At 44.1% G+C, this 25191-nt stretch carries 22 protein-coding genes; 12 read left to right on the top strand and 10 right to left on the bottom strand.

Annotated features, from left to right (window positions below):
• Nucleotides 1-131 precede the first annotated feature (131 nt).
• Nucleotides 132-1115, top strand: coding sequence for a pyruvate dehydrogenase complex E1 component subunit beta (locus BMX56_RS19975; RefSeq protein WP_090651446.1), 984 nt, complete (start codon nucleotides 132-134; stop codon nucleotides 1113-1115).
• Nucleotides 1116-1491: 376 nt separating this feature from the next.
• On the opposite strand, the gene BMX56_RS30540 is transcribed toward BMX56_RS19975, so the two are convergent.
• The 4 genes from BMX56_RS30540 to BMX56_RS19995 all read right to left on the bottom strand — a co-directional run bounded on the left by BMX56_RS30540 (nucleotide 1492) and on the right by BMX56_RS19995 (nucleotide 7918).
• Nucleotides 1492-2952, bottom strand: coding sequence for a TolC family protein (locus BMX56_RS30540; protein ID WP_090651447.1), 1461 nt, complete (start codon nucleotides 2950-2952; stop codon nucleotides 1492-1494).
• On the bottom strand, nucleotides 2952-6116 hold the full coding sequence (locus tag BMX56_RS19985) for an efflux RND transporter permease subunit (protein ID WP_090651448.1): 3165 nt from the start codon (nucleotides 6114-6116) through the stop codon (nucleotides 2952-2954). The genes BMX56_RS30540 and BMX56_RS19985 overlap by 1 nt, the downstream gene beginning before the upstream one ends.
• 147 nt (nucleotides 6117-6263) lie before the next feature.
• Complete coding sequence (locus BMX56_RS19990) at nucleotides 6264-7403, bottom strand: efflux RND transporter periplasmic adaptor subunit (protein WP_090651449.1); 1140 nt, start codon at nucleotides 7401-7403, stop codon at nucleotides 6264-6266.
• 119 nt (nucleotides 7404-7522) lie between these two features.
• On the bottom strand, nucleotides 7523-7918 hold the full coding sequence (locus BMX56_RS19995) for a hypothetical protein (RefSeq protein WP_090651450.1): 396 nt from the start codon (nucleotides 7916-7918) through the stop codon (nucleotides 7523-7525).
• A 415-nt stretch (nucleotides 7919-8333) separates the two neighbouring features.
• Between BMX56_RS19995 and BMX56_RS20000 the strand changes: the two genes are divergently transcribed.
• The 3 genes from BMX56_RS20000 to BMX56_RS20010 all read left to right on the top strand — a co-directional run bounded on the left by BMX56_RS20000 (nucleotide 8334) and on the right by BMX56_RS20010 (nucleotide 9495).
• Nucleotides 8334-8564: a hypothetical protein gene (locus tag BMX56_RS20000; RefSeq protein ID WP_090651451.1), complete on the top strand. Its 231-nt coding sequence runs from the start codon at nucleotides 8334-8336 to the stop codon at nucleotides 8562-8564.
• Nucleotides 8557-8877, top strand: a complete 321-nt coding sequence (locus BMX56_RS20005; RefSeq protein WP_090651452.1) for a type II toxin-antitoxin system PemK/MazF family toxin — start codon at nucleotides 8557-8559, stop codon at nucleotides 8875-8877. The genes BMX56_RS20000 and BMX56_RS20005 overlap by 8 nt, the downstream gene beginning before the upstream one ends.
• 99 nt (nucleotides 8878-8976) lie before the next feature.
• Nucleotides 8977-9495, top strand: coding sequence for a hypothetical protein (locus BMX56_RS20010; protein ID WP_090651453.1), 519 nt, complete (start codon nucleotides 8977-8979; stop codon nucleotides 9493-9495).
• A gap of 57 nt (nucleotides 9496-9552) precedes the next feature.
• Here BMX56_RS20010 and BMX56_RS20015 read toward each other — a convergent pair whose 3' ends face one another.
• Both BMX56_RS20015 and prfA read right to left on the bottom strand, forming a co-directional pair.
• Nucleotides 9553-10248, bottom strand: a complete 696-nt coding sequence (locus tag BMX56_RS20015; RefSeq protein WP_090651638.1) for a molybdopterin-dependent oxidoreductase — start codon at nucleotides 10246-10248, stop codon at nucleotides 9553-9555.
• Nucleotides 10249-10382: 134 nt separating this feature from the next.
• On the bottom strand, nucleotides 10383-11456 hold the full coding sequence (gene prfA, locus BMX56_RS20020; protein ID WP_090651454.1) for a peptide chain release factor 1: 1074 nt from the start codon (nucleotides 11454-11456) through the stop codon (nucleotides 10383-10385).
• 233 nt (nucleotides 11457-11689) lie between these two features.
• On the opposite strand from prfA, the gene BMX56_RS20025 reads away from it, so the two are divergent.
• A complete protein-coding gene (locus tag BMX56_RS20025) occupies nucleotides 11690-11911 on the top strand; it encodes a hypothetical protein (protein WP_090651455.1) in 222 nt (73 codons plus the stop codon).
• 189 nt (nucleotides 11912-12100) lie between these two features.
• Nucleotides 12101-12445 carry a hypothetical protein gene (locus BMX56_RS20030; protein ID WP_090651456.1) on the top strand — a complete coding sequence of 115 codons (345 nt, stop codon included), beginning with the start codon at nucleotides 12101-12103 and terminating at the stop codon, nucleotides 12443-12445.
• A gap of 53 nt (nucleotides 12446-12498) precedes the next feature.
• Here the strand turns inward: BMX56_RS20030 and BMX56_RS20035 are convergent, their stop codons facing one another.
• The gene (locus tag BMX56_RS20035; protein WP_090651457.1) at nucleotides 12499-13413 is read right to left on the bottom strand and encodes an AraC family transcriptional regulator; all 915 of its coding nucleotides are present in this window, start codon (nucleotides 13411-13413) and stop codon (nucleotides 12499-12501) included.
• 93 nt (nucleotides 13414-13506) lie between these two features.
• On the opposite strand from BMX56_RS20035, the gene BMX56_RS20040 reads away from it, so the two are divergent.
• A complete protein-coding gene (locus BMX56_RS20040; protein WP_090651458.1) occupies nucleotides 13507-13872 on the top strand; it encodes a SnoaL-like domain-containing protein in 366 nt (121 codons plus the stop codon).
• Nucleotides 13873-14061: 189 nt separating this feature from the next.
• Here BMX56_RS20040 and BMX56_RS20045 read toward each other — a convergent pair whose 3' ends face one another.
• Nucleotides 14062-14814: a hypothetical protein gene (locus tag BMX56_RS20045; protein ID WP_090651459.1), complete on the bottom strand. Its 753-nt coding sequence runs from the start codon at nucleotides 14812-14814 to the stop codon at nucleotides 14062-14064.
• Between the two features lie 329 nt (nucleotides 14815-15143).
• Here BMX56_RS20045 and BMX56_RS20050 point away from each other — a divergent pair, with 329 nt between their 5' ends.
• From BMX56_RS20050 to BMX56_RS20060, 3 genes are all read left to right on the top strand, one after another.
• Entirely contained in the window at nucleotides 15144-17261 is a 2118-nt protein-coding gene (locus tag BMX56_RS20050) for a prolyl oligopeptidase family serine peptidase (RefSeq protein ID WP_090651460.1), read from the top strand.
• Nucleotides 17262-17326: 65 nt separating this feature from the next.
• On the top strand, nucleotides 17327-18103 hold the full coding sequence (locus tag BMX56_RS20055; protein ID WP_090651461.1) for a GDSL-type esterase/lipase family protein: 777 nt from the start codon (nucleotides 17327-17329) through the stop codon (nucleotides 18101-18103).
• A 141-nt stretch (nucleotides 18104-18244) separates the two neighbouring features.
• Nucleotides 18245-20530, top strand: coding sequence for a Tex family protein (locus tag BMX56_RS20060; protein WP_090651462.1), 2286 nt, complete (start codon nucleotides 18245-18247; stop codon nucleotides 20528-20530).
• Between the two features lie 142 nt (nucleotides 20531-20672).
• Here the strand turns inward: BMX56_RS20060 and BMX56_RS20065 are convergent, their stop codons facing one another.
• On the bottom strand, nucleotides 20673-22763 hold the full coding sequence (locus BMX56_RS20065) for a PAS domain S-box protein (RefSeq protein ID WP_090651463.1): 2091 nt from the start codon (nucleotides 22761-22763) through the stop codon (nucleotides 20673-20675).
• Between the two features lie 58 nt (nucleotides 22764-22821).
• Entirely contained in the window at nucleotides 22822-23364 is a 543-nt protein-coding gene (locus tag BMX56_RS20070) for a 5' nucleotidase, NT5C type (protein WP_255369878.1), read from the bottom strand.
• A gap of 222 nt (nucleotides 23365-23586) precedes the next feature.
• On the opposite strand from BMX56_RS20070, the gene BMX56_RS20075 reads away from it, so the two are divergent.
• Together BMX56_RS20075 and rimM are read left to right on the top strand one after the other, a co-directional pair.
• Nucleotides 23587-24096, top strand: coding sequence for a 30S ribosomal protein S16 (locus BMX56_RS20075; protein ID WP_090651464.1), 510 nt, complete (start codon nucleotides 23587-23589; stop codon nucleotides 24094-24096).
• Nucleotides 24097-24225: 129 nt separating this feature from the next.
• Nucleotides 24226-24753 carry a ribosome maturation factor RimM gene (gene rimM / locus BMX56_RS20080; RefSeq protein WP_090651640.1) on the top strand — a complete coding sequence of 176 codons (528 nt, stop codon included), beginning with the start codon at nucleotides 24226-24228 and terminating at the stop codon, nucleotides 24751-24753.
• The last annotated feature ends 438 nt before the right edge of the window (nucleotides 24754-25191 follow it).

The following is a 25191-nucleotide window of genomic DNA, read 5'->3' on the forward strand; positions in this document are numbered from 1 at the left end:
TTTATACAGGCAATGTAAGTACAATTTGTAAAATATCTATACTAAAAAAGTAAACTGCGTGGGTGGCAATTGCATTTCACACATTAGTGATTATATTTGCGGTCGCAAAAAACATCATTTTATACAATATAATGAGAGAAATACAATTCAGAGAAGCGCTACGTGAGGCCATGGTCGAAGAAATGCGCAACGACGGAAATATATACCTGATGGGTGAAGAGGTTGCCGAATATAATGGTGCCTACAAAGTAAGCCAGGGTATGCTAGATGAATTTGGTGCTAAACGCGTTATTGATACGCCCATCTCTGAATTAGGCTTTGCCGGTATTGGCATCGGTTCGGCTATGAATGGCTTACGCCCGATCATCGAGTTCATGACCTTTAACTTTTCGTTAGTGGCTATCGATCAGATCATCAATGGTGCGGCCAAAATCATGTCGATGAGCGGTGGCCAGTTTTCTGTACCAATCGTTTTCCGTGGCCCAACCGGTAATGCGGGTATGCTTAGTTCGCAGCACTCACAATGCTTCGAAAACTGGTATGCCAACTGCCCGGGTTTGAAGGTTGTTGTTCCATCAAACCCTTACGATGCAAAAGGCTTATTAAAATCTGCAATATTGGATCCCGATCCGGTTATTTTCATGGAATCGGAATTGATGTATGGCGATAAAGGCGAAGTGCCGGAAGAAACATACTATATCCCATTGGGTAAAGCCAAAGTGGTAACAGAAGGTACCGATGTAACTTTGGTAGGTTTCGGTAAGATCATGAAAGTGGTTATTGCCGCTGCTGCCGAATTGGCAAAAGAAGGCATCAACGCCGAAGTGATAGATTTACGTACTGTGCGCCCTATCGATTACGAAACTGTGATCAATTCGGTAAAAAAAACAAACCGTTTGGTAATTATTGAAGAAAGCTGGCCTTTGGGTTCAATTGCTACCGAGGTTGCCTTTAAAGTGCAAAAAGATGCTTTTGATTACCTTGATGCGCCTATACTGCGTATTATGGGTGGCGATGTTCCGTTGCCTTATGCGCCAACTTTAATACAGGAATACCTGCCAAACCCTGAAAGGGTTGTTAAAGCTGTTAAAGAGGTAATGTACGTTACTAAGTAATTACACGATTTAAGGATTGACAGGGTTTTTCTTGTTGCTTTTAAAATTTAAATAATATCAAAAAGCCCGGTATTTGTATCGGGCTTTTTGCTTTAAAACAAATACACAATAGAAGGATCAACCGTAAAAGACAGCAACGGCAACGTCCTCAATAAGAGGATTGTCATCCTGAACGTAGTGAAGGATCTATTCGCGAACTTTTCCGTCGGCGATGCATGTCGGTTAACAAATTCTTCACTCCGTTCAGAATGACAAAGGGGTTATTTATAACATGTCATGGGTGGGTACGAAGGATGACAGGGAAATTTGATATTTTATGAGGGCAGCTTGGTTAGAGTAGTTTTTCACCTCAACGCAATTTACACAGCTAAATAGCCTACCGCCACCCTCCACCTACCGCCTGGTACAAATTCACCGAGCTTAGAAATATATTTCGCTTAATGTTGGTTAGTTCCAGTTCGGCATCCAGTACACTGCGTTGGGCGGTAATAATCTCGAGGTAATTGGCGCGGCCAACCAGGTAAAGATCATTAGCTACCGATAGGGCGTTATTGAGCGCTTGCAACTCCTGTTGTTTAAATTCAAAAGCCTGTTTGTAATTGCTGATGCCGCTCAGGTTGTTATTAACCTCCTGGAAACCCGATAGGATAGTTTTCTGGTAATTATAAACCGCTATCTTTTCTTCGGCAATGGTACGTTCATATTCCGCATTTATGCCCTTGCGGTTGAATACAGGCGCTGTAAGCCCGCCAATCAACCCATAGGTAAACGAGCCGGGGTTAAATAGCAAACCCGCGTTAAAGCTGTTATAGCCCGCGTACGGCGTTAAGGTAAGTGTAGGGAAAAAGCTGGCCCTGGCCGTTTTAATATCGGCATTCATGGCCGTTAGTTCCAGCTCGGCAGCGCGGATATCAGGACGGTTAAGTAATAACTGTGACGGCACGCCCGCTCCAATAATTACCGGCAAGGCGATTTTCATGATAGACGTATCCCTTGTGATTTTTCCTTTAAAACTACCCGATAAAAAATTGAGATGGTTTTCGGTTTCGGTTATTTGCTGCAGGGTTGTGTATTGCAGGCCTTTGGTCCGCGCCAATTGGGCCTCAAATTGCTGTACGGCAAGCTCGGTAGCCCGGCCGCCCAGTTTTTGAATTTTTACAATTTCCAGCGCATTATCCTGTAGCGCTATGTTTTTTTTGATGATAGCCAACTCTGCATCAAGCGCCAGCAACTGGTAATATAGCCCGGCTATTTGTGCCGTAAGCTGGGTTGTAATTAGCCGGTACCCGCTTTGGCTGGCCAGGAAACGGGCAAAGGCGGCCTTTTTTTGGTTACCTAATTTACCCCACAGGTCAACCTCCCATGAACTTTGAAAACCCAGGAAATAATTGGGCGTTGGGTTTGGGATGTGCTGGTTGCCATTAATGTTTTGCGAAAAATTGGTATCGTAATTACCAACGCCGTTTTGCGTATAATCACCATATTTTTCCAGCCCGACATTGGCCGCGATATTAACGGTTGGTAATAATTTCGACGCGCTGAACCTGAGGTTGGCACGCGATGCTTCTACGCGTTGCAATGCCGTGAGTATATCCGGGCTGGCCTTTAGCGCGGTATCAATAAGGCTGATGAGTTTTTGATCGCCAAAAAACTGGCTGATGGGTAGGGCTGCTATGGTTATAGTATCCTTGCTGCTGCCAAAGGTGCCGGGTAAATTAGCGGCTGCATCCGAACCCGTAACGGGCTTATAAGTTTTGCAGCCAGCCATTAAAATCAATAAAAACGCGGTATTCAGGATATATAAATTTGCTTTTTTTAGCATGGGTAGCTTTTTCATTAGTTAACAATTTCCATTTCATGGTGCATTTCGGTAAGCGGCTCTTCGGGCGTTTTATGTTTACGCGCTGCTAATCCGGCAAATATTACATACAGGCCGGGTATTAATATTACACCGAAGATGGTTCCCATCAGCATTCCTCCTGCCGCCGCAGTACCTATCGACCGGTTGCCCATGGCCCCCGCACCATCGGCAATACATAATGGAATTAAGCCGGCAATAAAGGCCAGCGATGTCATCAGGATAGGCCGTAAGCGGGATACAGCGCCTTCAATAGCCGCTTTAACTATGGTTAAGCCCTCTTTTTGCCGCTGGATGGCGAATTCTACTATCAGGATGGCGTTTTTGCCCAGCAAGCCAATGAGCATTACCAGGGCCACCTGCGCGTAAATATTGTTTTCGAGCCCGGTTATCTTTAAAAAGAAAAAAGCGCCGAAAATACCGGTAGGTAACGATAGGATAACAGGCAGCGGCAACAAAAAGCTTTCGTACTGTGCGGCCAGCAACAGGTAAACAAATATTAAACAGATGATGAAAATGTAAATAGCCTGGTTGCCCGATAAGATCTGTTCCCTCGTCATCCCCGACCATTCAAAGGTATAACCCTTGGGTAGCTTTTGTTTGGCTATCCGTTCAATAGCGGCGTTGGCATCGCCGCTGCTGAAACCTTTAGCCGCATCGCCGGTAACCATGGCCGATGTGTACATGTTGTAGCGGGTAAGCTGCTCGGGGCCAAATACTTTTTCCATTTTAACAAAAGTGGAAAATGGCACCATTTCGCCCCTATCGTTTTTAACCTGCAGGTTTAAAACATCCTCGGGCCGGGCGCGGTACTCGGGCGCGGCCTGCACCATCACTTTATACATTTGCCCGAAGCGGATAAAGTTGGATGCATAAAAACTGCCCATTAAGGTTTGCAGGGTCGACATCGCTTTATCAACCGTAATTCCCTTTTGGGCCGCTGTTTGCTGATCGACGGAGATCATGTACTGCGGAAAATTTGGATCGAAACTGGTAAACGCGCCCGAAATTTCGGGCGAGGCATTTAGCGCGTCCACAAAATCCTTAGTTACTTTGGCTGCTTTTTGCAGATCGCCCTGCCCGGAGCGGTCAAGTACCCTGATCTCGAAACCGCTGGAGTTACCAAAGCCCGGAACCGTTGGCGGCGGAAAATACTGGATTGATGCATCGCCTATGTTTTTGGTTTTTGCTGTCAGCGTGGCAATAATATCTTCTAACGATTCCTTGCGCTCATCCCATGGTTTCAGGTTAATCATGGCCATGCCGTAGGATGCACCCGCAATTTCGTTTACCAAGCTATACCCCGATAAAGTGGATACCGACTCAATTGCCTTGATGCTTTTGGTTTTACTTGCTATCTCTTTTAAAACCTGCTCGGTACGCTCAACTGTTGCGCCGGCTGGTGTGGTTACGTTTACGTAAATCATCCCCTGGTCTTCGGTAGGGATAAAGCCTGTTGGTAATATAGCGCTGGTGCCCCACGTAAGCACAAAAAAGCCCATCAGCAAGGCAATAGTTATTCCTTTGCGTGGCGACAGGAAGGTCATGAAGCCCGAGTACTTGTTTTGCAGGCCATCATAGCGTTTATTAAAGCCGGTAAAAAAGCGTTGGGTTAGGCTTTTCTTTTTAGGCACGGGGTTATGCTTTAGCATAATGGCGCAAAGTGCGGGGGTAAGTGTTAAAGCATTCACGCCTGATATCACAATTGAGATGGCCAGCGTAAGCGAAAACTGGCGATAAAATACCCCAACCGGCCCCGACATGAACGCTACCGGCACAAATACTGCCGACATAACCAGCGTAATGGCTACAATAGCCCCGCTGATCTCTTTCATGGCCTGTATGGTGGCATCCATAGCGTTCATATGCTCTTCGGTCATTTTTACGTGTACGGCCTCAACCACCACAATGGCATTATCCACCACAATACCGATAGCCAGCACCAGCGCGAACAGTGTAAGCAGGTTGATGGAGAAGCCCAGCAACTGCATAAAAAAAAGCGAACCAATTAGCGCCACGGGTACAGCCAAAGCAGGTATTAATGTTGAGCGGAAATCCTGCAGGAAAATGAACACTACAATAAATACCAATATAAAAGCCTCTACAAGGGTGCGCAGCACTTCATGGATAGATGCATCCAAAAAACGCGACACATCGTAATTAACATTAAAACTCATGCCTGCCGGGAACGAACTTTTCTTAAGCTCGGCCATGCGTGTTTTAATGTTGTTGATAACATCCCGCGCATTTGAGCCTGGGCGTTGTTTTATCATGATAGATGCTGATGGCTTACCATCGGTATTGGATACCATGCTGTAGGTAAGCGAGCCAAATTCAACATCGGCAATTTCTTTCAGTTTTAATACAGAGCCGCCTTCTTCGGCACGGATAACAATGTTTTCATATTGTTTGGGCTCAAAAAACTTACCCGGATAGCGCAAAACATATTGCAGCATTTGCGGCGATTTATCTGAGCTTTGCCCGGTTTTACCCGGCGCGGCTTCCACGTTTTGCGCGCGAATGGCATCAATAACATCATCGGTAGATACCTTGTAAGCCATCATCCTATCGGGCTTTAACCAAACCCGCATAGAATATTCCTTTGCGCCCATAATTTCGGCACGGCCAACGCCGTCAATACGTTTAAGTTCCTGTAGTACGTTGATGTCGGTAAAGTTGTAAATGAATTTCTCGTCCATGCCGGGGTCTTCGCTGATGATGTTCAGGTACATCAGCATACTGTTCACCTCTTTTTCGGTAGTTACCCCGGCTTTAATCACCTCTTCGGGCATCTCGTCAATAATAGTGGCAACTCGGCCTTGTACGTTTACCGCAGCCTGGTCGGGATCGACCCCAACGTTAAAATAAATCTGTATCACCGTAAGCCCGTCGTTGCTGCAAACGGTGGTCATATAAGTCATGCCCGGCACACCGTTAATGGCGCGTTCAAGCGGTGTAGCCACGGCCTTAGCGCAAACCTCGGCGTTCGCACCGGTATAGTTGGCGGTAACGGTTACCGATGGGGGCACAATATCAGGGAACTGGGTAACCGGCAAAGTAATTAATGCCAGCACGCCCAGCAGGGTAATTATTAAAGATATCACAAGCGACAGCACCGGTCGCTTTATAAATGTTTCGAACATAGCGAGTGAGGGTTTGTATACAATAAACTAAGTCTTGAGTTCTAAGTCTTAAGTTTTGAGTCAAAAAAGCCCATGGCCATAGTTTCAGGCTTAAAGCTTCGCGTATAAAACTTCAGGCCCGCTACTTAAGACTAAAGACTTGAAAAACTACTTCATAGCAAGCAGCGAATCCCTGCTGAGTTTTCTTGGTTTAATGATCATTCCGTCGCGTACATTCTGGGTGCCCTCCAGCAGTATTTTGTCGCCGGGCTTTAAGCCATCTTTTACGATATAGTAGTTAGAAAAACGGGTTTGCGGTACAAAAGCACGCATGTGCAGCTGGTTGTTTTTATCAACTAAATAAACATAGCTTTTATCCTGGATATCAAATACCGATTGTTGCGGCACCATAACCACGTTATCGGCCCTTGTTGATATAAATAGCTTGCCGGTGGCGCCATGCTTCAGAAGCTTTTGCGGGTTGGGAAAGCGAGCCCTGAAATTAATAGAACCGGTTTTTTGTTCAATTTCTGCTTCAACGGTTTCAATATCGCCCTCGTACGGAAAATCGAGGCCATCGGCCAGTACCAGCCGCACCTTGTCGCTTGTTTTGCCGGGTGCGGTTTTGCGTTTACGAACGTATTGCAGGTATTCATTTTCGGGGAAGCTGAAGTACGCGTACATCGAGCTGATATCAGACAGGCTGGTGAGCAGCGTGCCCTCATCAATCAAACTGCCCGACTTAAGGGGGATCCTATCCACAATGCCATCAAACGGTGCATGGATGTAGGTATAGGCCAGCTGGTCTTCGGCGCTTTGCACCATGGAGCGGGCCTCTTCAATGGTTGCCTTATCGGCGCTCAGCTTTGATTCGGCTACGTCCAGTTCCGATTTGGAGATCACTTTTTTATCAACCAGCATTTTAACACGGTCAACCTCCAGGGCGGTTGCCTTGGCGGCAGCAACAGCATTACTTAAGGTTGCTTTGGCCTTGGTGAGGTTTACCTTAAACTCCTGGTCGTTGAGTTTAAAAAGCAGCTGGCCTTTTTGTACCGACGCGCCTTCGTCGATAAAAACTTTTTCTAAAAAACCACGAACGCGCGAACGGATATCAATGTTTTTTAATGCCTGGATATCGGCAACATAAGGCTTTTGGATAACCGTATCGCGCGTGGTTAAGATAAGTATAGGTAATTGTAGGGTGTCGGTGGCATCGTCTTGCGTGGTTTGTGCTTTTGAGGAGCACCCCGTGACGTATATCGCTGTTATGATTGCCAGCAAAGGCAGTATTGCTTTAAATGTTTTCATTTTAAGATTGCTTTATAAGCATAGTGGTAACACTCACGTACCAAAATGGCTATGTTATTAATTCTTTAAATAGAGGTTATCATGCACCGGGGTAGGTGCATCGCATCAGAAAAAAAAGATCAGAAGGGACTTAGCCGGAACAGGAAGCTATAATATGCCGGAAGAAAGGCTTCCCTGACAATATTTTGCTTAGGTTCCAGCTTTATTAAGCTTGCAACTATGCCCGGCAACAATTGATTGGCCGGCTGTAAAATTGCCGAATAGTTGGTACGGATATGCACAAACCTTACGTAAACGCAGGCACGATTGTTTTGGTTGCTGCCGGATTCCGAAGTGTCGTCGCTTACTTCCTGTTGCTGGGCAATGTTAATAAGGTTGTGGTGCAGCCTGGAGATATCGTCGGCTGTTGAACCCCATCGGTTATAATGTTTTAAAATTGTATCCGCATTGGCAGACGCAGCTATAGAAAGCTGGAAAAAAAATAATACGAAGAATATTTTTTTTATGAGTGCCATTATTGCGAATTTAACACATAATTATTCTTTTTTCAAATGATTTTGTATTTTATTTGCTGTAAAATGAATTTATTTTTAATTTTTTGGCTTGATTGTTAGGAATTTATCTTTTTCACTACGCTGAAGTGTATTTTTAACACTCCCTGTGTCGATACGCCAGGTTAATTCACAGTAGCGTAGCCCATTATGGAGTAGCATATTTATATAATTGTAATAAATGCTGAAATAGGTAGCCCCCACGAGGCATAAGAGAATTTAGATAAATATCTGTAGAACCAAACTTCAAATGCATCTCTTGCCCCGACTTGCTTTTCTTTCTGCATCAAGTTTTTGAAGTAATTTCCCTGATTGTATATATTACCGTAGCAGTCTTAATGTGCATAATTTCTTATATTTGAAAATAAACCATTGGGACATGACAAGACAGGCAATCATCGAGCGCACAGTTAAAGCAATTAACCAACTGCCCGAGGACAAAGCAGAAGAAATTTCTGACTTTGCAGACTTTGTAAGTAAACGTTACGAGGAACACCAATTAACTCACGGCATACAAAAACTTGCCGCCGACAGTAACACTTTTGATTTTTTAAATAACGAGGAAGAACTATATTCTGTAGTAGATTTAAAAGAGGTTTACAATGGCTAAAGATGACATTGTGCTTATTACCTTTCCTTTTACAAACCTTAGCGGCAGTAAATTAAGGCCTGCTGTGGTACTCGCTAACACCAACCTTGATCTAACCGTTTGCTTTATTACAACGCAAACCGGCTGGCAGGAACCGACCGACACCGTGATGATGCCACATCCATCTAATGGATTAAGGAAGCAATCTCTTATCAGGACAAGCAAAATTGCTACCCTTGACAGGTCGTTAGCAAAGGGGCTCTTAGGCAGACTTTCGGCGAATGAACTTACTGATATGGATAGTAAGCTTAAAATTCTATTTCAGTTACCCTGATAAGTGCTGACAAATGTGCCATCAAGTGTATTTATATAACAAGCAGTTTGGTGGCTTTTTGTATAAATTCCCTATTTTAGGCACACAAATACCATCAGTATGCAAAACCCCCGTTTTAAAGCTACAAGGCTTATAGTTTTAATTGTGCTTGCAGGCGCTATCGGCAACAATGTATCAGCACAAACCAAACCCACAGCTACAACAGCAAAACCTGAAGCTGCCGTGAAAACGCCAACAGCAGCAGGAATTATAGCGCCAACAACTCTTATAGAAAAGTTTTTCAGGAGTTACGATAAAGAGAGCACCACAAAAGCGATGATTGATATATTTAAAACCAATCCGCTTATAGATTCAAATAGCCTGGTTAAGCTTATTTCAAAAATAGATACTACCCGAAGCCTTATCGGCGCTTATACCGGTAAAGATCTTATCGTTCAGCGTAAAGCATCCAATAGCCTGGTATTATACAGTTACCTGGTAAAACATCAAAACCAACCGCTGCGGTTTACATTTATGTTTTACAAGCCTAAAAACGAATGGGTAATTTATCGCCTGTATTTTGACGATTCGGTAAGCAGTGAGTTGGAGCAATCGGCAAAAATTACAGCGAAACCGTAGAAGCTTAAAGCAAAAAGCACAAGGCCGAAAGCTATTTGGCAAAACGGTAGCTTTCTGCTAATCGCTATACCTGTCGTTTCGCCAGGGATAGGCCGTGTTTGAATAGCCGCGGTCCTCCCAGAAACCTAATTTGTTTTCGGTTAAAAACTCAATCCGTTTTATCCACTTTGAACCTTTCCAGGCATAAAGCTGGGGTGTAATCATGCGTACCGGGCCGCCGTGTTCTATCGGCAAGGGCTGGCCCTCAAAAGTATGCACCAATAAAACATCGGGTTTAAGGGCTTCTTCTAAAGATATATTTGTGCTATACGTATCGTACCCGTAGCACATGATATGCGTGGCGTTTTCTTTGGGGTGCACCAATGCCGCAATATCAAGCAGGCTTACACCCTTCCATGGCATATTTAATTTGGACCAGGTGGTTACACAATGAAAATCGGAGGTGTCTTTGGTTTGGGGTAAATCTAAAAACTGTTTCCAGGTAAGCTTAACCGGGTTGTCAACGGCGCCATCAATAGTCAGCCTCCATTTTTCGGTTGGTATATTGGGTTGGTACCCCAAATCAAGCACAGGCCATTTAACAGTAACCGTTTGACCTATGGGGATAGTCGGCATGCCATGCCTGTTTGGTGCACCGGTACCGCGGGGTTTGTCGTCGGCTACCGATGGCGTAAGCCTAATCTTTTCCTCAAACCGGGCTTTAAGTTTCATGCGGGCCTCAATAATACGATCGAGTTTTTCTGGTTCGTCCATAGTTGTAGTGTTTACTAAAGATAGTGAAAACCCTAAAAGGTTCCGCAAAAAAAGAAAGGCCTTTAGCATATTGCTAAAAGCCTTTTGATATGATTTAAAGCAAACCTTTTGCCTTTGACCTTTCTCCTTTAACTTTAAACTACGGTTCCTTCTTTCAGTTTCTCGGCATTTTCTGCAAACTGTAAAGCTTCCATTATCTCCTGTAAGTCGCCGTTTAATACGCCGGGCAGGTTGTATATGGTAAGCCCGATGCGGTGTTCTGTTAAGCGGCCCTGCGGGTAGTTGTAGGTACGTACCTTGGCCGACCTGTCGCCGGTTGATACCATGGTTTTGCGCTTTTTGGATGTTTCTTCCAGGTGCTTTTGCAGCTCCATTTCGTACACGCGTGAGCGTAACACCTGTAATGCTTTATCGTAGTTTTTTAATTGCGATTTTTGGTCCTGGCACTGCGCCACAATACCGGTAGGCAAGTGGGTTAGCCTTACGGCCGAGTAAGTAGTATTTACCGATTGACCACCCGGGCCCGATGCGCAGAATAAATCCTTGCGGATATCACTAACCTGCAGGTCGATATCAAACTCATCAACTTCGGGCAATACCACAACCGATGCGGCCGAAGTATGTACACGGCCCTGGGTTTCAGTATCAGGAACGCGCTGAACGCGGTGTACTCCCGATTCATATTTTAAGGTGCCGTAAGCGTCTTCGGCTATTACGTTAAATACAATTTCCTTATAGCCGCCGCTGGTGCCTTCGGTATAATCAACCAGCTCGGTTTTCCAGCCGCGTTTTTCGCAATAGCGCATATACATGCGGTAAAGGTCGCCGGCAAATAAAGCGGCTTCGTCGCCACCGGTACCACCCCGAATTTCAACCATCGCGTTTTTACTATCTTCCGGATCTTTAGGGATCAGCATCAGGCGGATGGATTCTTCCATCTCTTCCTGTTTGCCCAATAACTCATCCAGTTCCATTTTGGCCATTTCACGAAACTCTTCGTCTTTTTCGGTAGCCAGGATCTCTTTATTGCTATCAATATTGCTCATAATGTTGCGGTATATGTTATACTCATCAACAATTTTAGCAAGGTCTTTATATTCTTTATTCAGCTGGGCATAGCGTTTCATGTCCTGCATTACTTCAGGATTGCTTAATTCGCCTTCAACGGTTTTCCAGCGTTGAAATATCAGTTCTAATTTCTCTAACATATTCGGTGTATTCAAAAGCTAATCAAAGCAGCTGTGCTTGATGATGGTCCGGCTACAAAAGGCGTTACGTTTCGGTCGGTTTACAGGCTTGCTTCAAAAAACGCACAAAAATACGTATTTTCGGGGATATATTATTTCAGCGGATTGTAAGTTGTTTTGGCCGCTATTTATGTAACTTTAATTTAAAACCTAATGAGCGTTAATACTGTTATTCAATAAAAACCAGCCACATTATGCCACTTCCAGAAAACCCCAATCTTGACGATAACCAGGACGAAAAAGATCCAGGCAACGAATACGAACAAAATGAAGGCCAGGACACCGGTAACGAACGTTTAGATACTGACGTTGCAGATATTGCCGCTTTAGAAGCCGCCACCCGTGCATCCGAATCGGCATTTACCTTAAATGTAGAAGATGGCTTAACGCCCGACGTTGATGAGGACGAAGATTAAACACGAATATTTGCAGGGCTTTTAGCAATTGTATTTCAGTTCACACGAATACTTGCAGGGTGTTTAGCAATTGTATCGAAATTTACGAATTTTGATTAGGCGCTGTTTGTGAAATTAGTGTCCTTATAATTTTAAATCACCAGGTTGGTATTCGTGCTATTTCGAAACATTCGTGAAATTAGTGTTTATATGAAAAAACTGATATTAACCGCTTTAATGGCAACTGCGTTAGCAGGCACGTTAAAAGCGCAAAATAAATTCAACGCTGCTGACTTTAAGGCCGGCCTGGGCAAAACCGGCACGTTGTGTGATACCGTTTACTCGCTCAAAATAGTAAGCGATACACTTACCCTGCTTAACATGGGCGGTATCTATCCGCATCAAAAATACACCATCGCTATAAAGGGTAATAAGGTGACCTTAGACCTCCCTAATATTAAACGCAAAGCGATTTGTGTTACCGGCGTTTTCGAAATGTTTAAAGATCAACCCGAAGTAGTAGTTAGCCGCGCGGAACAATTTGAAGTGCATTAGTGCAAGAATCAAGAGATTAGAATCAAGAGTTAAAAAAAAGCATGCGGGAAAAATTACCGGTTAAGCTTACTTCTTCGGTAGGCTGCAGGTGTTTGCCCGGTTTTTAATTTAAATATACGGTTAAAGGCCGCTTCTGATTGATAACCCACATTTGCCGCTATTTGGGCTACATTGTTCTTATCCATCAGCAACAACTTTTGAGCTTGCCTTATGCGCCAGTTGGTAAGGTAGCTTAGCGGCGTTTCGTACACTAATTTTTTAAATTGGTTAAAGAAAACAGACCGCGACATCCCAACCTCCTGCGCAAGAGAATCAAGTGTCCAATTGTTTTGGGGCGAGTCCTGCATCAATGTCAGCGCCTTGCTGATCCTCGGGTTATTTAATGCCGAGAGAAAACCACTTTGGGGCGCGTCCTGTTCTAAATACGCCCTGATGATATTCACGAACATAATTTCTGACAAGCACTTTAGCATTACCCTGCTCCCCGGTTTTTCGTTATTGAGTTCGTTCAGCATTAACTGTGCAACCTGCTTTACCAGCAGTTGATTTTCGGTTACATATTGCCTGATATGGATAACTGCGGGCAAATCTTTTAAAAAGGGATGTAAGGCCTGGTAATCAAATTCAAAATGGCCCGCTATCAGCGTGGTTACATTGCCCCCGCTATTAAAAACGGGTATTCCAGCCCTGCGGGCCTTCACAAATTCCGGCGATGGCATACGCAGACTTGTAGGTTTATCGGCTATCCAATGGGAACTGCCATGAGGCACAAACACAAGGTCGCCTTCGTCCATTTCTATGATACGGCCGTCGGGGGTGCCAATGGTACAACTGCCACTCACCAACCTCCAGAATTGCGAATTATCGTCTTTAACAATCTCCAGCCCCCAGGGGGCCGAAAGCGGGATTTTGCTGTAAACAACACTCCGCAGGCTGGTTGCATCTAATATTGTACTTAAAGCGTCCATTATAAATTGATACGAATAAGCAAATATATAGTACTATTTGATGCTTTTAGTATTATAAGGCCGATTAATTTTGTGACATCAAAATCAGAAAAAATGACAACACAGGAATTAGCTGATAGCTACAATGAACTTTTTCAACAACGGAAAGTAACAGAAATTTATGACCAGATGTATAGTGCCGACATAGTTTGTACCGAACCGGAACATGCCCTGGCCATGGGCGTGCCCATCGTTACAAAGGGTATTGAGGCTGTTTTGGCAAAATCGAAAGCCAGGCAGGAACTTATAGCCGAAGTGCACAGCTTTTTTTGCAGCCAGCCGGTGGTAGGCGGCAACTATTTTAGCGTAGCCATGGGCCGGGATATGACGCTGAAAAATGGCCAAAGGCTACAATTAGCAGAGATAGCTGTTTTTGGTGTAAAAGACGATAAGATAATAACCGAAACGTTTTTCTATTAACGCTTAGTTTCATCGCGCAAAGACGCCAGGCGCAAAGAAAACTTAAGAATTACTTCGCGTCCCGATGTCTTTGTATTGAAGCCGTAAATATCACGCTAAATAAAAAAGGGACGTTTCAAATTAATGAAACATCCCTTTTTTATTTTTTATTCTGTCTTGGTTCTTGACTCTTAATTCTTGGCTCTGTTTTTAAAACTCTTTATATAAACCAAAAATGGCCTGTCCCTCGGTTATTGCCTGGTTGGTAACCGTGCGGCCTAATACAAGACTACGATCGGTATAAGTAATTTTTGGCCCGGCAGAGTTAACATAATTAGCTTTTAGGAACAAACCCCATCCTGCACCGGTATTTAAGCGGATAGCCGCGCTGCCTCCGTAGGCAAAAGCAAATTTGGTTGAACTGTGTTGCAAAAATTCGCCGCTTTGCGCGTCAACACCCTGTATCTGCACAGCAACGGTAGGTGTGGCAAAACTTTTAATGGCGCCGGCTGATGCCCTGAAATCGAATGAAAAAGCGTGCCATACAATGGTATATTGCGGGCCCAATAATATATTAAGGCTGCGGTAGCGTTTGTTGGCAGTAACTATCGATCCATCGGCTACGTAGCTATCTGTATAACCCTGCGAAATCTTTTGATCGTCATCATAAACAAGATTACCCTGGTCCTGGTAAGTTACGGTATATCCCAATGCTGCGCGCTTAAAAAAGTAATGTGCACCATCTAAAGAATACACTAAACCTTTTTTGGCAAAACCCGATTTGTTGTTGCTGTAATCAGTTGATTTAAAATCGCCATAAGGCCTCGACTGGCCAAATCCCAGGCTTAAATAACTTTTAGATTTTTCGGAAACCGTTTCGTCATCCTGCACATCCTGCGCCTTTGATTTAAATGCCATCAGCATAAAAAAAGCTGCAGCCAATAATGTAAAAGTTTGTTTCATGTTGTAATAGTCCTAATAAAATAAATCTGGTTTGCCAAAACCTTGCTTATTTGGTTTAGCAAACGCCTAAAAAAATGCATTATTATAGCCAATGACGCTTATGTTAAAAAAACAGGCCTCAGCAGATAATATACATGCCATATCCGCGCAAACGCAGTTAAGGCAACGGCTACAGTCGCTTTTAGTTACAGGGCGCTAATATAGCTTGCCCCGGTCAATTAAACAGCAGCAAAGGGCAAAATTAACAACTTTTAACCTTTAATGGCCTAAATCGTTTGTGCCCGTGTTGTGCAAATTACTATCTTTAGTTCCCTGTAATTTAAATGGAGATGAAAAGAACACCCTGCTTACTTGCATTAGCTGTTTTATTTTACAGCTATTCCCACGCGCAACAAATGACTATTAAAACACTGCCATACCCCAAAACAAAAAAGGTTGATACCGTTGATACATACTTTGGTACCCCGGTGCCCGACCCTTACCGCTGGCTGGAAAACGACCAGGCACCGGATACAAAGGCCTGGGTAAAAGAAGAAAATAAGGTTACACAGGATTACCTGAAACAGATACCCTATCGCGAAGACATCCGCAAACGGCTGGAAACTTTGTGGAATTACGAGAAATACAGCGCCCCTTTTAAAGAGGGGCAGTACACCTATTTTTATAAAAACGACGGCCTGCAAAGCCAGGCAGTTTTATACAGGCAAATTGGCGATAGCGGCAAGCCCGAGGTGTTTTTAGATCCCAATAAATTTTCGGCCGACGGAACTACATCTTTACAGGGTATCGATTTTACCAAAAACGGCGACCTGGCGGCCTACCAGATCTCGGAAGGCGGATCAGACTGGCGCAAGGTTATTGTGATAAAAACCAGCGACAAAAGTGTGGTTGGCGATACCCTTATCGATGTAAAATTTAGCGGCCTTGCCTGGAAAGGTACCGATGGCTTTTATTACAGCAGCTATGATAAGCCTAAAGCCGGCAGCCAGCTGTCGGGCTTAACGCAGTACCATAAATTGTTTTACCACAAACTGGGTACGCCGCAAAGTACCGATAAGCTGATATTTGGCGGAGAGAAAACCAAACGCCGGTACATTGGCGCTTACCTTACCGAGGATGAACGCTTTTTGGTGATAACCGCAGCCACATCAACCACCGGCAATGAGTTGTACATTCAGGATTTAAGCAAGGCCGATAGCCCTATAGTTACCGTGGTTGATAATTTTGACAACCAGCATAATGTATTGGACAATGTGGGCAGCAAGCTGTATATCCTAACCAACATTTATTCGCCAAATTTTAAAATAGTTACCGTTGATGCCGCAACGCCCGGCATAACCCATTGGAAAGATTTGATACCCGAAACCAAAAATGTGTTATCAGCCAGTACCGCCGGGGGCAAAATTTTTGCCGAATACCTTAAAGATGCCACCTCTTTTGTGCAACAGTACAGCATGGATGGCAAGCTGGAACGAACCATCACCCTCCCATCAGTTGGAACTGCGGGTGGCTTTGCCGCCAAAAAAGAAGAAAAGGAAACCTATTATACTTTTACCAGCTACATATACCCGCCTACCATTTTTAAGCTGGATATAGCTACCGGGCAATCAAGTATCTATAAAAAATCGGGCGTGCAGTTTGATCCCCAACAGTACGAATCGAAACAGGTGTTTTACGCGTCGAAGGATAAAACCAAAATCCCGATGATCATCACCTATAAAAAAGGGATGGTGCTAAATGGCCAGAACCCTTTAATGTTATATGCCTACGGCGGTTTCGGAGTGAGTTTAACACCGGCATTCAGCACATCGAACATTATACTTTTAGAACATGGTGGCATTTACGCTGTGCCAAATTTGCGCGGCGGCGGCGAGTATGGCGAAACCTGGCATAAAAAGGGTATCAAAATGAAAAAACAAAACGTTTTTGATGATTTTATTGCGGCTGCCGAGTACCTCATCAAAAACAAATACACGTCTAAAGAGCACCTGGCAGTATCCGGCGGCTCAAACGGCGGCCTGCTCATCGGCGCTATGCTTACCCAGCGCCCGGATTTGTTTAAGGTAGCATTCCCGGCCGTAGGCGTTATGGATATGTTGCGTTACAATAAGTTTACAGCCGGAGCGGGCTGGAGCTATGATTATGGCACAGCAGAAGATTCGAAGGAAATGTTTGACTACCTGTACAAATACTCGCCCTACCATGCGCTTATGCCACGCGAATACCCGGCAACAATGGTTACCACAGCCGACCATGACGATCGCGTGGTCCCTGCTCATTCCTTTAAGTTTGGCTCGCGGCTACAGGAGTACCAAAAAGGCCCCGAGCCGGTACTTATTCGCATTGAAACCAATGCCGGTCATGGTGCAGGCCAATCAACCGCCCAGGTAATAAGCGGCCAGGTTGATAAATGGGCCTTTATGTTTTGGAATATGGGGGTTCATTAGTTCACTTGTTCATTGGTTTATTGGTGAAGAGTTTGATATGAAAAGCATTTTAGTTGTTGGGTAACATGAATAGATTTGGTTTAGCTTTTGTATTAATTTTAACAGGCATTACATGCGCGTTTGCGCAGGATAAAAAGCCCAACCTTAACATTGTATTTATTGGTAACAGTATAACACAGGGCGTTCAGCTGGCTACGCCTGAAGATGCCCCGCCGGCTACAGCTATTGCGTATCTGCGCCAACAAAAAAACTTTGGCACCGTTGAGTTTAGCAACCAGGGCCATAGTGGCTACACCACCCTTGATTTTTTACCTGGTACCAACACCTTCACCAAAGTGGAAGAAGCAGCCGGTGCATTTACTGATAAAAACGCGTTACTGATATTTTCGGTTAAGCTGGGTACTAATGATAGCGCCATCCAGGGGCCGCATGGTGCGCCTGTATCTGCGGGCGATTACATCCAGAATGTAAAAACCATTATCGATAAATTACTTGCAGATTTCCCGGCAGCTGTTGTCATATTGCAGCACCCCATCTGGTACAGCCCTAACACCCAAAACGGGGCAAAATACCTGCAGGAGGGGCTATCGAGATTGGAAAGTTATGCGCCTAAATTAGATAGCCTTACCCAAAGCTACGTCACCATTAACCCTAAACACGTTTTTACCGGCGATAAAAAAGCATTCAAATATTTTAAGAAACATCACCTTACGCTGCTGATTCCCGAAAATGGCAGGCAAGGTATATTTTACCTGCATCCCAACAAAGCGGGAGCCATCGTTCTGGGCGAATTTTGGGGCAAGGCGATTGAAAATGTAGTACGGAAAAACTTTGAGGAATAGGTATGATAAAAAAGGTTTCGCGGAAGCCTCTCTTTACCGGCTGCCTTTTACCTTTCACCCTTAACCTTTCGCCTATTTGTTAACAATCTTTTTTTGAATTGTAAGGCTATTCTCTCAACTTCGCAGTCCGAAATTTGATGTATGATATCGCATTCTAAAAAAATAGCTTCAGAGCTTTCCATATCCGAAAAACAGGTAAGTGCAACAATGGCATTACTTGATGAAGGAGCAACAGTACCATTTATTTCCCGTTACCGCAAAGAGGTTACCGGCACGCTGGATGAAGTTCAGGTGGCCGAGATACGCGACCGCGCCCAACAACTGCGCGACCTGGATAAACGCCGCGAAGCGATCCTGAAATCGCTTACCGATATGGGCAAACTAACGCCCGAATTGGAAAAACAAATAAACGAAGCCGAAACCATGGTTTCGCTGGAGGATATTTACCTGCCCTATCGCCCCAAACGCAAAACCCGCGCTACCGCGGCCCGCGAGAAAGGTTTACAATCCTTGGCCGATTTGCTGCTGGAACAACGCAAAGCCGACCTGCAAACAGAGGCCGCTGTTTTTATTGATGCCGAAAAAGGCGTTAATAGCATTGAGGAAGCATTGGCCGGCGCAAGGGACATTATTGCCGAAACCATTAGCGAAAATGCCGAAGTACGTACCCGCATTCGCGAGCTTTTTATAGAGAAAGGCACTTTCCAGTCAAAAGTGATTGATGGTAAAGAGGAAGAAGGCATTAAGTATAAAGATTATTTTGACTGGACAGAACCGGTAAAGTCGGCCCCATCGCACCGCATTTTGGCCATGCGTCGCGGCGAGAAGGAGGAAATTCTTTGGCTGGATATAAAACCGGCTGAAGAGGAAGCCATTGCCGCGCTGGAAGACAGCTTTGTGAAGGCTAACAATCCGTCTGCCGACCAGGTAAAGCAGGCCATTGCCGATGGCTACAAACGCCTGCTGAAGCCATCGATGGAAACAGAGGTACGCCTGTTTACTAAAAAGAAAGCCGATGAGGAGGCTATCCGCGTATTTGCTGAAAATGCCCGTCAGCTGCTTTTAAGCGCTCCGCTTGGCCAAAAGCGGGTTATGGCTATTGACCCTGGTTTCCGTACCGGCTGTAAGCTGGTTTGTTTGGATGAACAGGGAAAATTATTGGAGAATACTGCCATTTACCCGCACACAGGAGTGGGTCAGGCGCGTGAGGCGGAAAAAACTGTTCAGCATTTATTTGATAGGTATAAAATTGAGGCCATTGCTATAGGCAACGGTACCGCCGGCCGCGAAACGGAGCTTTTTGTACGTAACCTTAACCTGCCCGGCGTAGCTATTGTAATGGTGAACGAAAGCGGAGCGTCTATCTACTCTGCATCTGATGTAGCCAGGGAAGAGTTTCCGGATAAAGATATTACCGTAAGGGGCGCCGTATCTATCGGACGACGTTTGATGGATCCATTGGCCGAGTTGGTGAAAATCGACCCAAAATCAATCGGTGTAGGCCAATACCAGCACGATGTGGACCAAAACAAGCTGCAAACTTCGCTGGATGATACCGTAATGAGTTGCGTAAACGCCGTTGGTGTAGAGCTGAATACAGCATCAAAACAAATTTTAGCCTATGTATCGGGGCTGGGTCCGCAGCTGGCGCAAAACATTGTAGATTACCGCGACCAGAACGGGGCTTTTAAACGCCGCGATCAGCTTAAAAAAGTGCCCCGCCTGGGCGAAAAAGCATTTGAACAAGCGGCCGGTTTCCTGCGCATCCACCATGCCGAAAATCCACTGGATTCAAGCGCGGTTCACCCCGAGCGATATAGCTTGCTGGAGCAAATTGCTAAGGACATGAAGTGCACCGTGAAAGATTTGATGGGCGATGCCGCCATCCGCAGAAGTATTCCGCTGCAAAAGTACACATCAGAAACAGTAGGATTACCTACGCTGAACGATATCATGGCCGAGCTGGCCAAACCGGGCCGCGACCCGCGCGAACAGTTTGAAGCTTTTAGCTTTACCGATGGTGTAAATGCAATTGGTGACCTTAAAGTAGGGATGAAGCTGCCCGGCATTGTCACTAACATAACCAACTTTGGAGCCTTTGTTGATATCGGCGTTCACCAGGACGGGTTGGTACACCTGAGCCAGATTACCAACCGCTTTATTAAAGACCCTAACGAAGTATTGAAAGTTCACCAGAAGGTTGAGGTAACCGTAACCGAGGTTGATGTTAACCGCAAGCGGATTGCCTTGTCGATGAAAGAAAATGATAAAAGCGAGCCGACCACAGGTAGGAATAGTGACAGAAGGAATGATGACAGAAGGCCGGCCGGCGGAAACAACAAACCCAATTTCAACAGGAAACCACAGGAAGCGCCCGAGACAGACATCGCCATAAAACTGGCGGCATTAAAAAATAAATTTAAGTAAAGCAGTCCTCCTCCTTTTTGCTATTTCGCGACGGCAAAAAGGGTTGGTAAAGTAAAAGCCAGGAGAGGGGCTACCGCGAGTAACCATAAGGGAATTTGCCGCGTTTTATACAACCGGGGCCATTGTCCTTCAATTTAAGAACTTAGCCGTGGCTTGTAAAAGTACTATCCACAATTAGGCGGATAACATCATCAATTTCGGCGCTTACAGTGAATAGGTGCTGGATAATCTGTTCGTTTTCGGGGTTAAAAAAGTTTTCCTTATCCATTATGCTTATCAGGCCCATCATACTGGCCACCGGCCGCCTTATTTCGTGCGAACTGAGCGAGGCTATATTGCGCAAGCGTTCATTTTGATCAATCAGTTCCTGCTCAATTTTAAGGCGCCGGGTAATATCGCGGGCAAAGCAGCCTACACCAATAATGTCGCCCTGTTGCGTATAAATTGGGTTAAAGCTTACTTCAAAATATACCGGGGTTTTGGTTAGCCGGTCAATGCTTTCATTAATAATGGTGTATTGTTCGCCAAGTAATGCCTGCGAATAATGGGCCTTCCATTCATGGTGTGCCTCATCGCTATATCCTTTATGCAGGTATGAATGTTCGCCTGCTTTAGGTTCAACACCGGTAAAGTGTGTTGTTTCCCTGATGTAAGCATCGTTCATATATACGTAGCGCATTTCTTTATCAACAGACCAGATATGGTCATGCGTGTTGTTTATCAGAGCCTCTAAGCTTGTTTTTGTCCAATGGGCCTCTTCCTGGGCCCGGCGCTCATGGCTTATATCCTTAACATATACAGTTATACCTTCGGCAGATGGGTAAGCCGATATGCTCAGCCATTTATCAATCCGGTCAAAATATTCAATAAACTTTACACTCTGGCGCTTTTCTATCAATTCGTAATAGGCCCGGCCAAAGCCCGAATCTACAATTTCGGGATATACGTCCCAAAGTACATTGCCCAGCATTTCTTCGCGCGGGGTGTTTGTCATTTTTTCGAACGCCGAATTTACCTTAACAAACCGCCATTCATTGTCGATAATAAAAAATGAATCGGTTATGCTTTCAATAAAAGATTCCAGCTTTTCAGCGGCTTCTTTTATTTCCTGTTCAATTTTAAGCTTTGCGGTAATGTCCTGCCCTATCCCCTGTATCTCGCAAACCTGCCCGGTATCGTTGGTGATAGATATAAGTTCCCAATCGGTGTCATGAAGCCCGCCCCAGGCATCCGGCTTTTTGTGCAGTAGTTTTACAATTTTACCCGGGTTGCTTAGGCAATTAACAAACGCTTCTTCGCACAAATGCAACTCCTGTGGTATGGTGGTAACTGAAAAATGGCGCCCTATCAGCTCGTTTGCTTTATATCCAAAAGTTTTCAAAAACTGTTTGTTAACAAAACTATAACAGCCGTTAATATCTATCCTTATCAAAAAATTAGTTTGCGAATCAATCAGCGAGCTTAAAAACTGCTCACGGCGCTTGGCTTCCTCCTGGTATTGCAATTTGGCTGTAACGTCAGTAGCAATTGATAAAATACAATTGCCGCCCTTATACTTTATACCAAACCAGTTAACGTCGGCATAAATGGTTTCTCCGTTTTTATTTAAATGCTTCCATATCCCGGCGCTGTTAAAATCGATAGGGATTACCCCCATACTTCCTTTTTCGCTTAAATATGTCTTTAATTTCACAGCTTCAGACGGCAGCCTAATGTCATTGGCCGTCATTAATAAAAACTCGTCTTCAGTATAACCATAATGGGCAATAGCGGCCTGGTTAACTTTTACAAAACGCAGCGTTTCTTCATCTATAATCCATACCGGATTTGCGTTTTTGTAAAACAAATCGCTAAAAATACTGTCTTCCGGGGCATCACTGGCGGGAATCGGCGTTTGTACGTTAATAGTACTTACTAAAACTTTATGACCGGTAGCCTCGTCAATAACCAGGCTTTTTTTATCAATTATGCCCCTTGTGATATTCTGCGTTGTTTTGATGAGATAATTAAGCTCAACCGAGCCATTTATGCTCAGGTTGGCAACCGTAATTTCTACGTCCCCGCGCTGCGTTTCGCTTATTATATCAAGCCACAACCTGTTGTTGCCATGCAGCTGAGCAGCGGTAATTCCTAAAATATTAACAATAGCCGGACTGATGAAAAGATATTTCTGTTCATCGGTATCAAAAATAATTATACAATCGTTTATGGCAGCGTAGGTGTTATTCGGCATGCTTGAATTAGTCGCGGCTTATTGTATAAATATAAAGCATTTATATTAAAGTAATTAACTAAGCCCTTAATAATTTATTGGCAACGTCCTGCCAGTTGTTTACCCTTTCAAAACCATCAACCAATACATTATGCGGCGATGTATACAACAGTTTGCGCCCTTTGAAAGTTACGAAGTTTTTGATGCGATCGTCAATCATAATGTCAACATCCAGTATTTTGTGCCCGCAAAAAATAATGTTTGTCCACGATATAAAAGGAAAGTGCTCCTCAAGCCAGGCCTGTTTATCCTCCAGCGAATATTTAAACTCCATAGCCGCCGATGCTATGTATACATCGTAATGTTCCATAAGTGCTTTTACTACCTGCTGGCTGCCGGGCATTACTTTAATGTCCCTGAAAAAACCACGCTCATTAACATAAGCCCTTACCGTACTGCTCAGGTGCGGAGGTAAAGCCCGCCCAATTTCCATGCCGTGCATATCGGCCAATATTACTTCATGCTGGTGGCGTTGTTTATAAAGTTCAATAAATTTATCAATGGTATCTGCCAATACCTCGTCCATATCAATGGCGATGCGTGGTTTCCGGGTGATGCTCATGCTGGTAATTTGCAAATTTTAAAGTGTAAAATCAATTGTGCAGTAATAATATTCAGCAGCCTAATGCCGCTGCCTGCATGTTGCTGATTGGCAGTAATTTGCCCTCATTCGTGTCATTCGAAATAATTCGTGCAATTCGTGTTTTTTTCTTCATAATAATTTATACCTTTGCATCCCCGCAGAAAGTACTCCGGGGACATGTTGAATACATAAAATAAAGAAATGGCAACTAAAATCAGACTGCAAAGACACGGTAAAAAAGGAAAACCTTTTTACTACATCGTAGTAGCAGATGCCCGCGCACCACGCGACGGTCGTTTTATTGAGCGTTTAGGTTCATACAACCCAAACACCAACCCTGCAACTATAGAAATTAATTTCGACAAAACTTTAGAGTGGGTTAACACTGGTGCCCAGCCTACCGATACTTGTCGTGCTATCCTTTCATACAAAGGTGTGCTGTACAAAAAACACTTAGAAGGTGGCGTTAAAAAAGGCGCTTTAACTGAAGAACAAGCTGCAGAAAAATTTGCGGCCTGGACTGATGCTAAAGAAGGCAAAATCACCGGTAAAAAAACCAGCTTAGTAGTTGCAAAAGACGAAGCCCGTAAATTGGCTTTGGCTGCAGAGGCTAAAAAGAAGGAAGAAAAAGCTGCTGCAATAGCTGCTAAAAATGCTCCTGTTGCCGAAGAAGTTGCTGCTGAAGAAGCTCCGGCTGAAGACGCAGAATAATTTTTAAGCGAGAATCAAGAATTAAGAGTCAGGAATCAAGACAGCTGCAAAAGCTTCGATAATGATTTTGACCCGATGATCAACAATGGCGAAGCGAAAACTTCGCCATTGTTATTTAACACCGTTTTTATGAAAACCGAAGATTGTTTCAGGGTTGGCAGTATACTGAAAACCAAAGGCCTTAAGGGCGAAATGCAGATATATATAGATTTTGATAGCCTGGATGCTATTAAATTCGACGCCCTTTTTATTGATATGGCTGGCAAAATGATCCCTTATTTCGTACAATCTATCAAGTACCTGCAAAAAAGCAATGCCTATTTGTTTTTGGAGGATGTGGATACCATTGAAAAAGCAAGCCTACTTGTAAAACGCGACCTGTACCTACCCAACAAACTGAAGCCTAAAAAGAAAAAAGCCGAATTTACCCTGAACGATGTAGAAGGTTTTATGGCCATCGACGAAACCCACGGCGAACTTGGCGAAATAACCCAGGTGCAGGAATATCCGCAGCAACTGATAGCAACGGTGATGTTTAAAGGCAAAGAGGTGCTTTTCCCGCTAAATGTCGAGATCATTAAGGGGATTGATATAGAGGCCAGTGAAATTTATATCGATTTGCCCGAGGGGCTGCTTGATGTTTATCTGGAGGGATAGGTTTTAAGTATCAAACTAAGGAATATAACGTTAAGCCTGCTTTATGCGGGCTTTTTTATTGAAATAAAATACCAGTTTTATTAGCGCCTATTTCGGGTGAGGTACATTTATTTTTCATTTTTAATGAATTTCACAACTGAAGCTCCAAAAGCAAAGCCGCCCATACTATAAAAGAAAGCCCTAAAGTGTACAGTCTTCACAATGACGTCTAAATATAAAGCTATTGATATAAAGAGTATACTCAATAATAGCAGAATCCATTTCGGCTTGTTCATTGTGAGCGGTTTATGACACTAATATACAAAAACATTGTCTCCCAAATTCTTGAATCCCCGGACGTTTTCCACAATTATTCGATAAGAATATGTAAAAACGCAGACTTAAAAAGTTTTCGAACAACTTGTCACTCATCTTTTCAGCATTTCGCGAATTTTTGCG

This window comes from Mucilaginibacter sp. OK283, from assembly GCF_900110415.1.
Lineage (GTDB): Bacteria > Bacteroidota > Bacteroidia > Sphingobacteriales > Sphingobacteriaceae > Mucilaginibacter.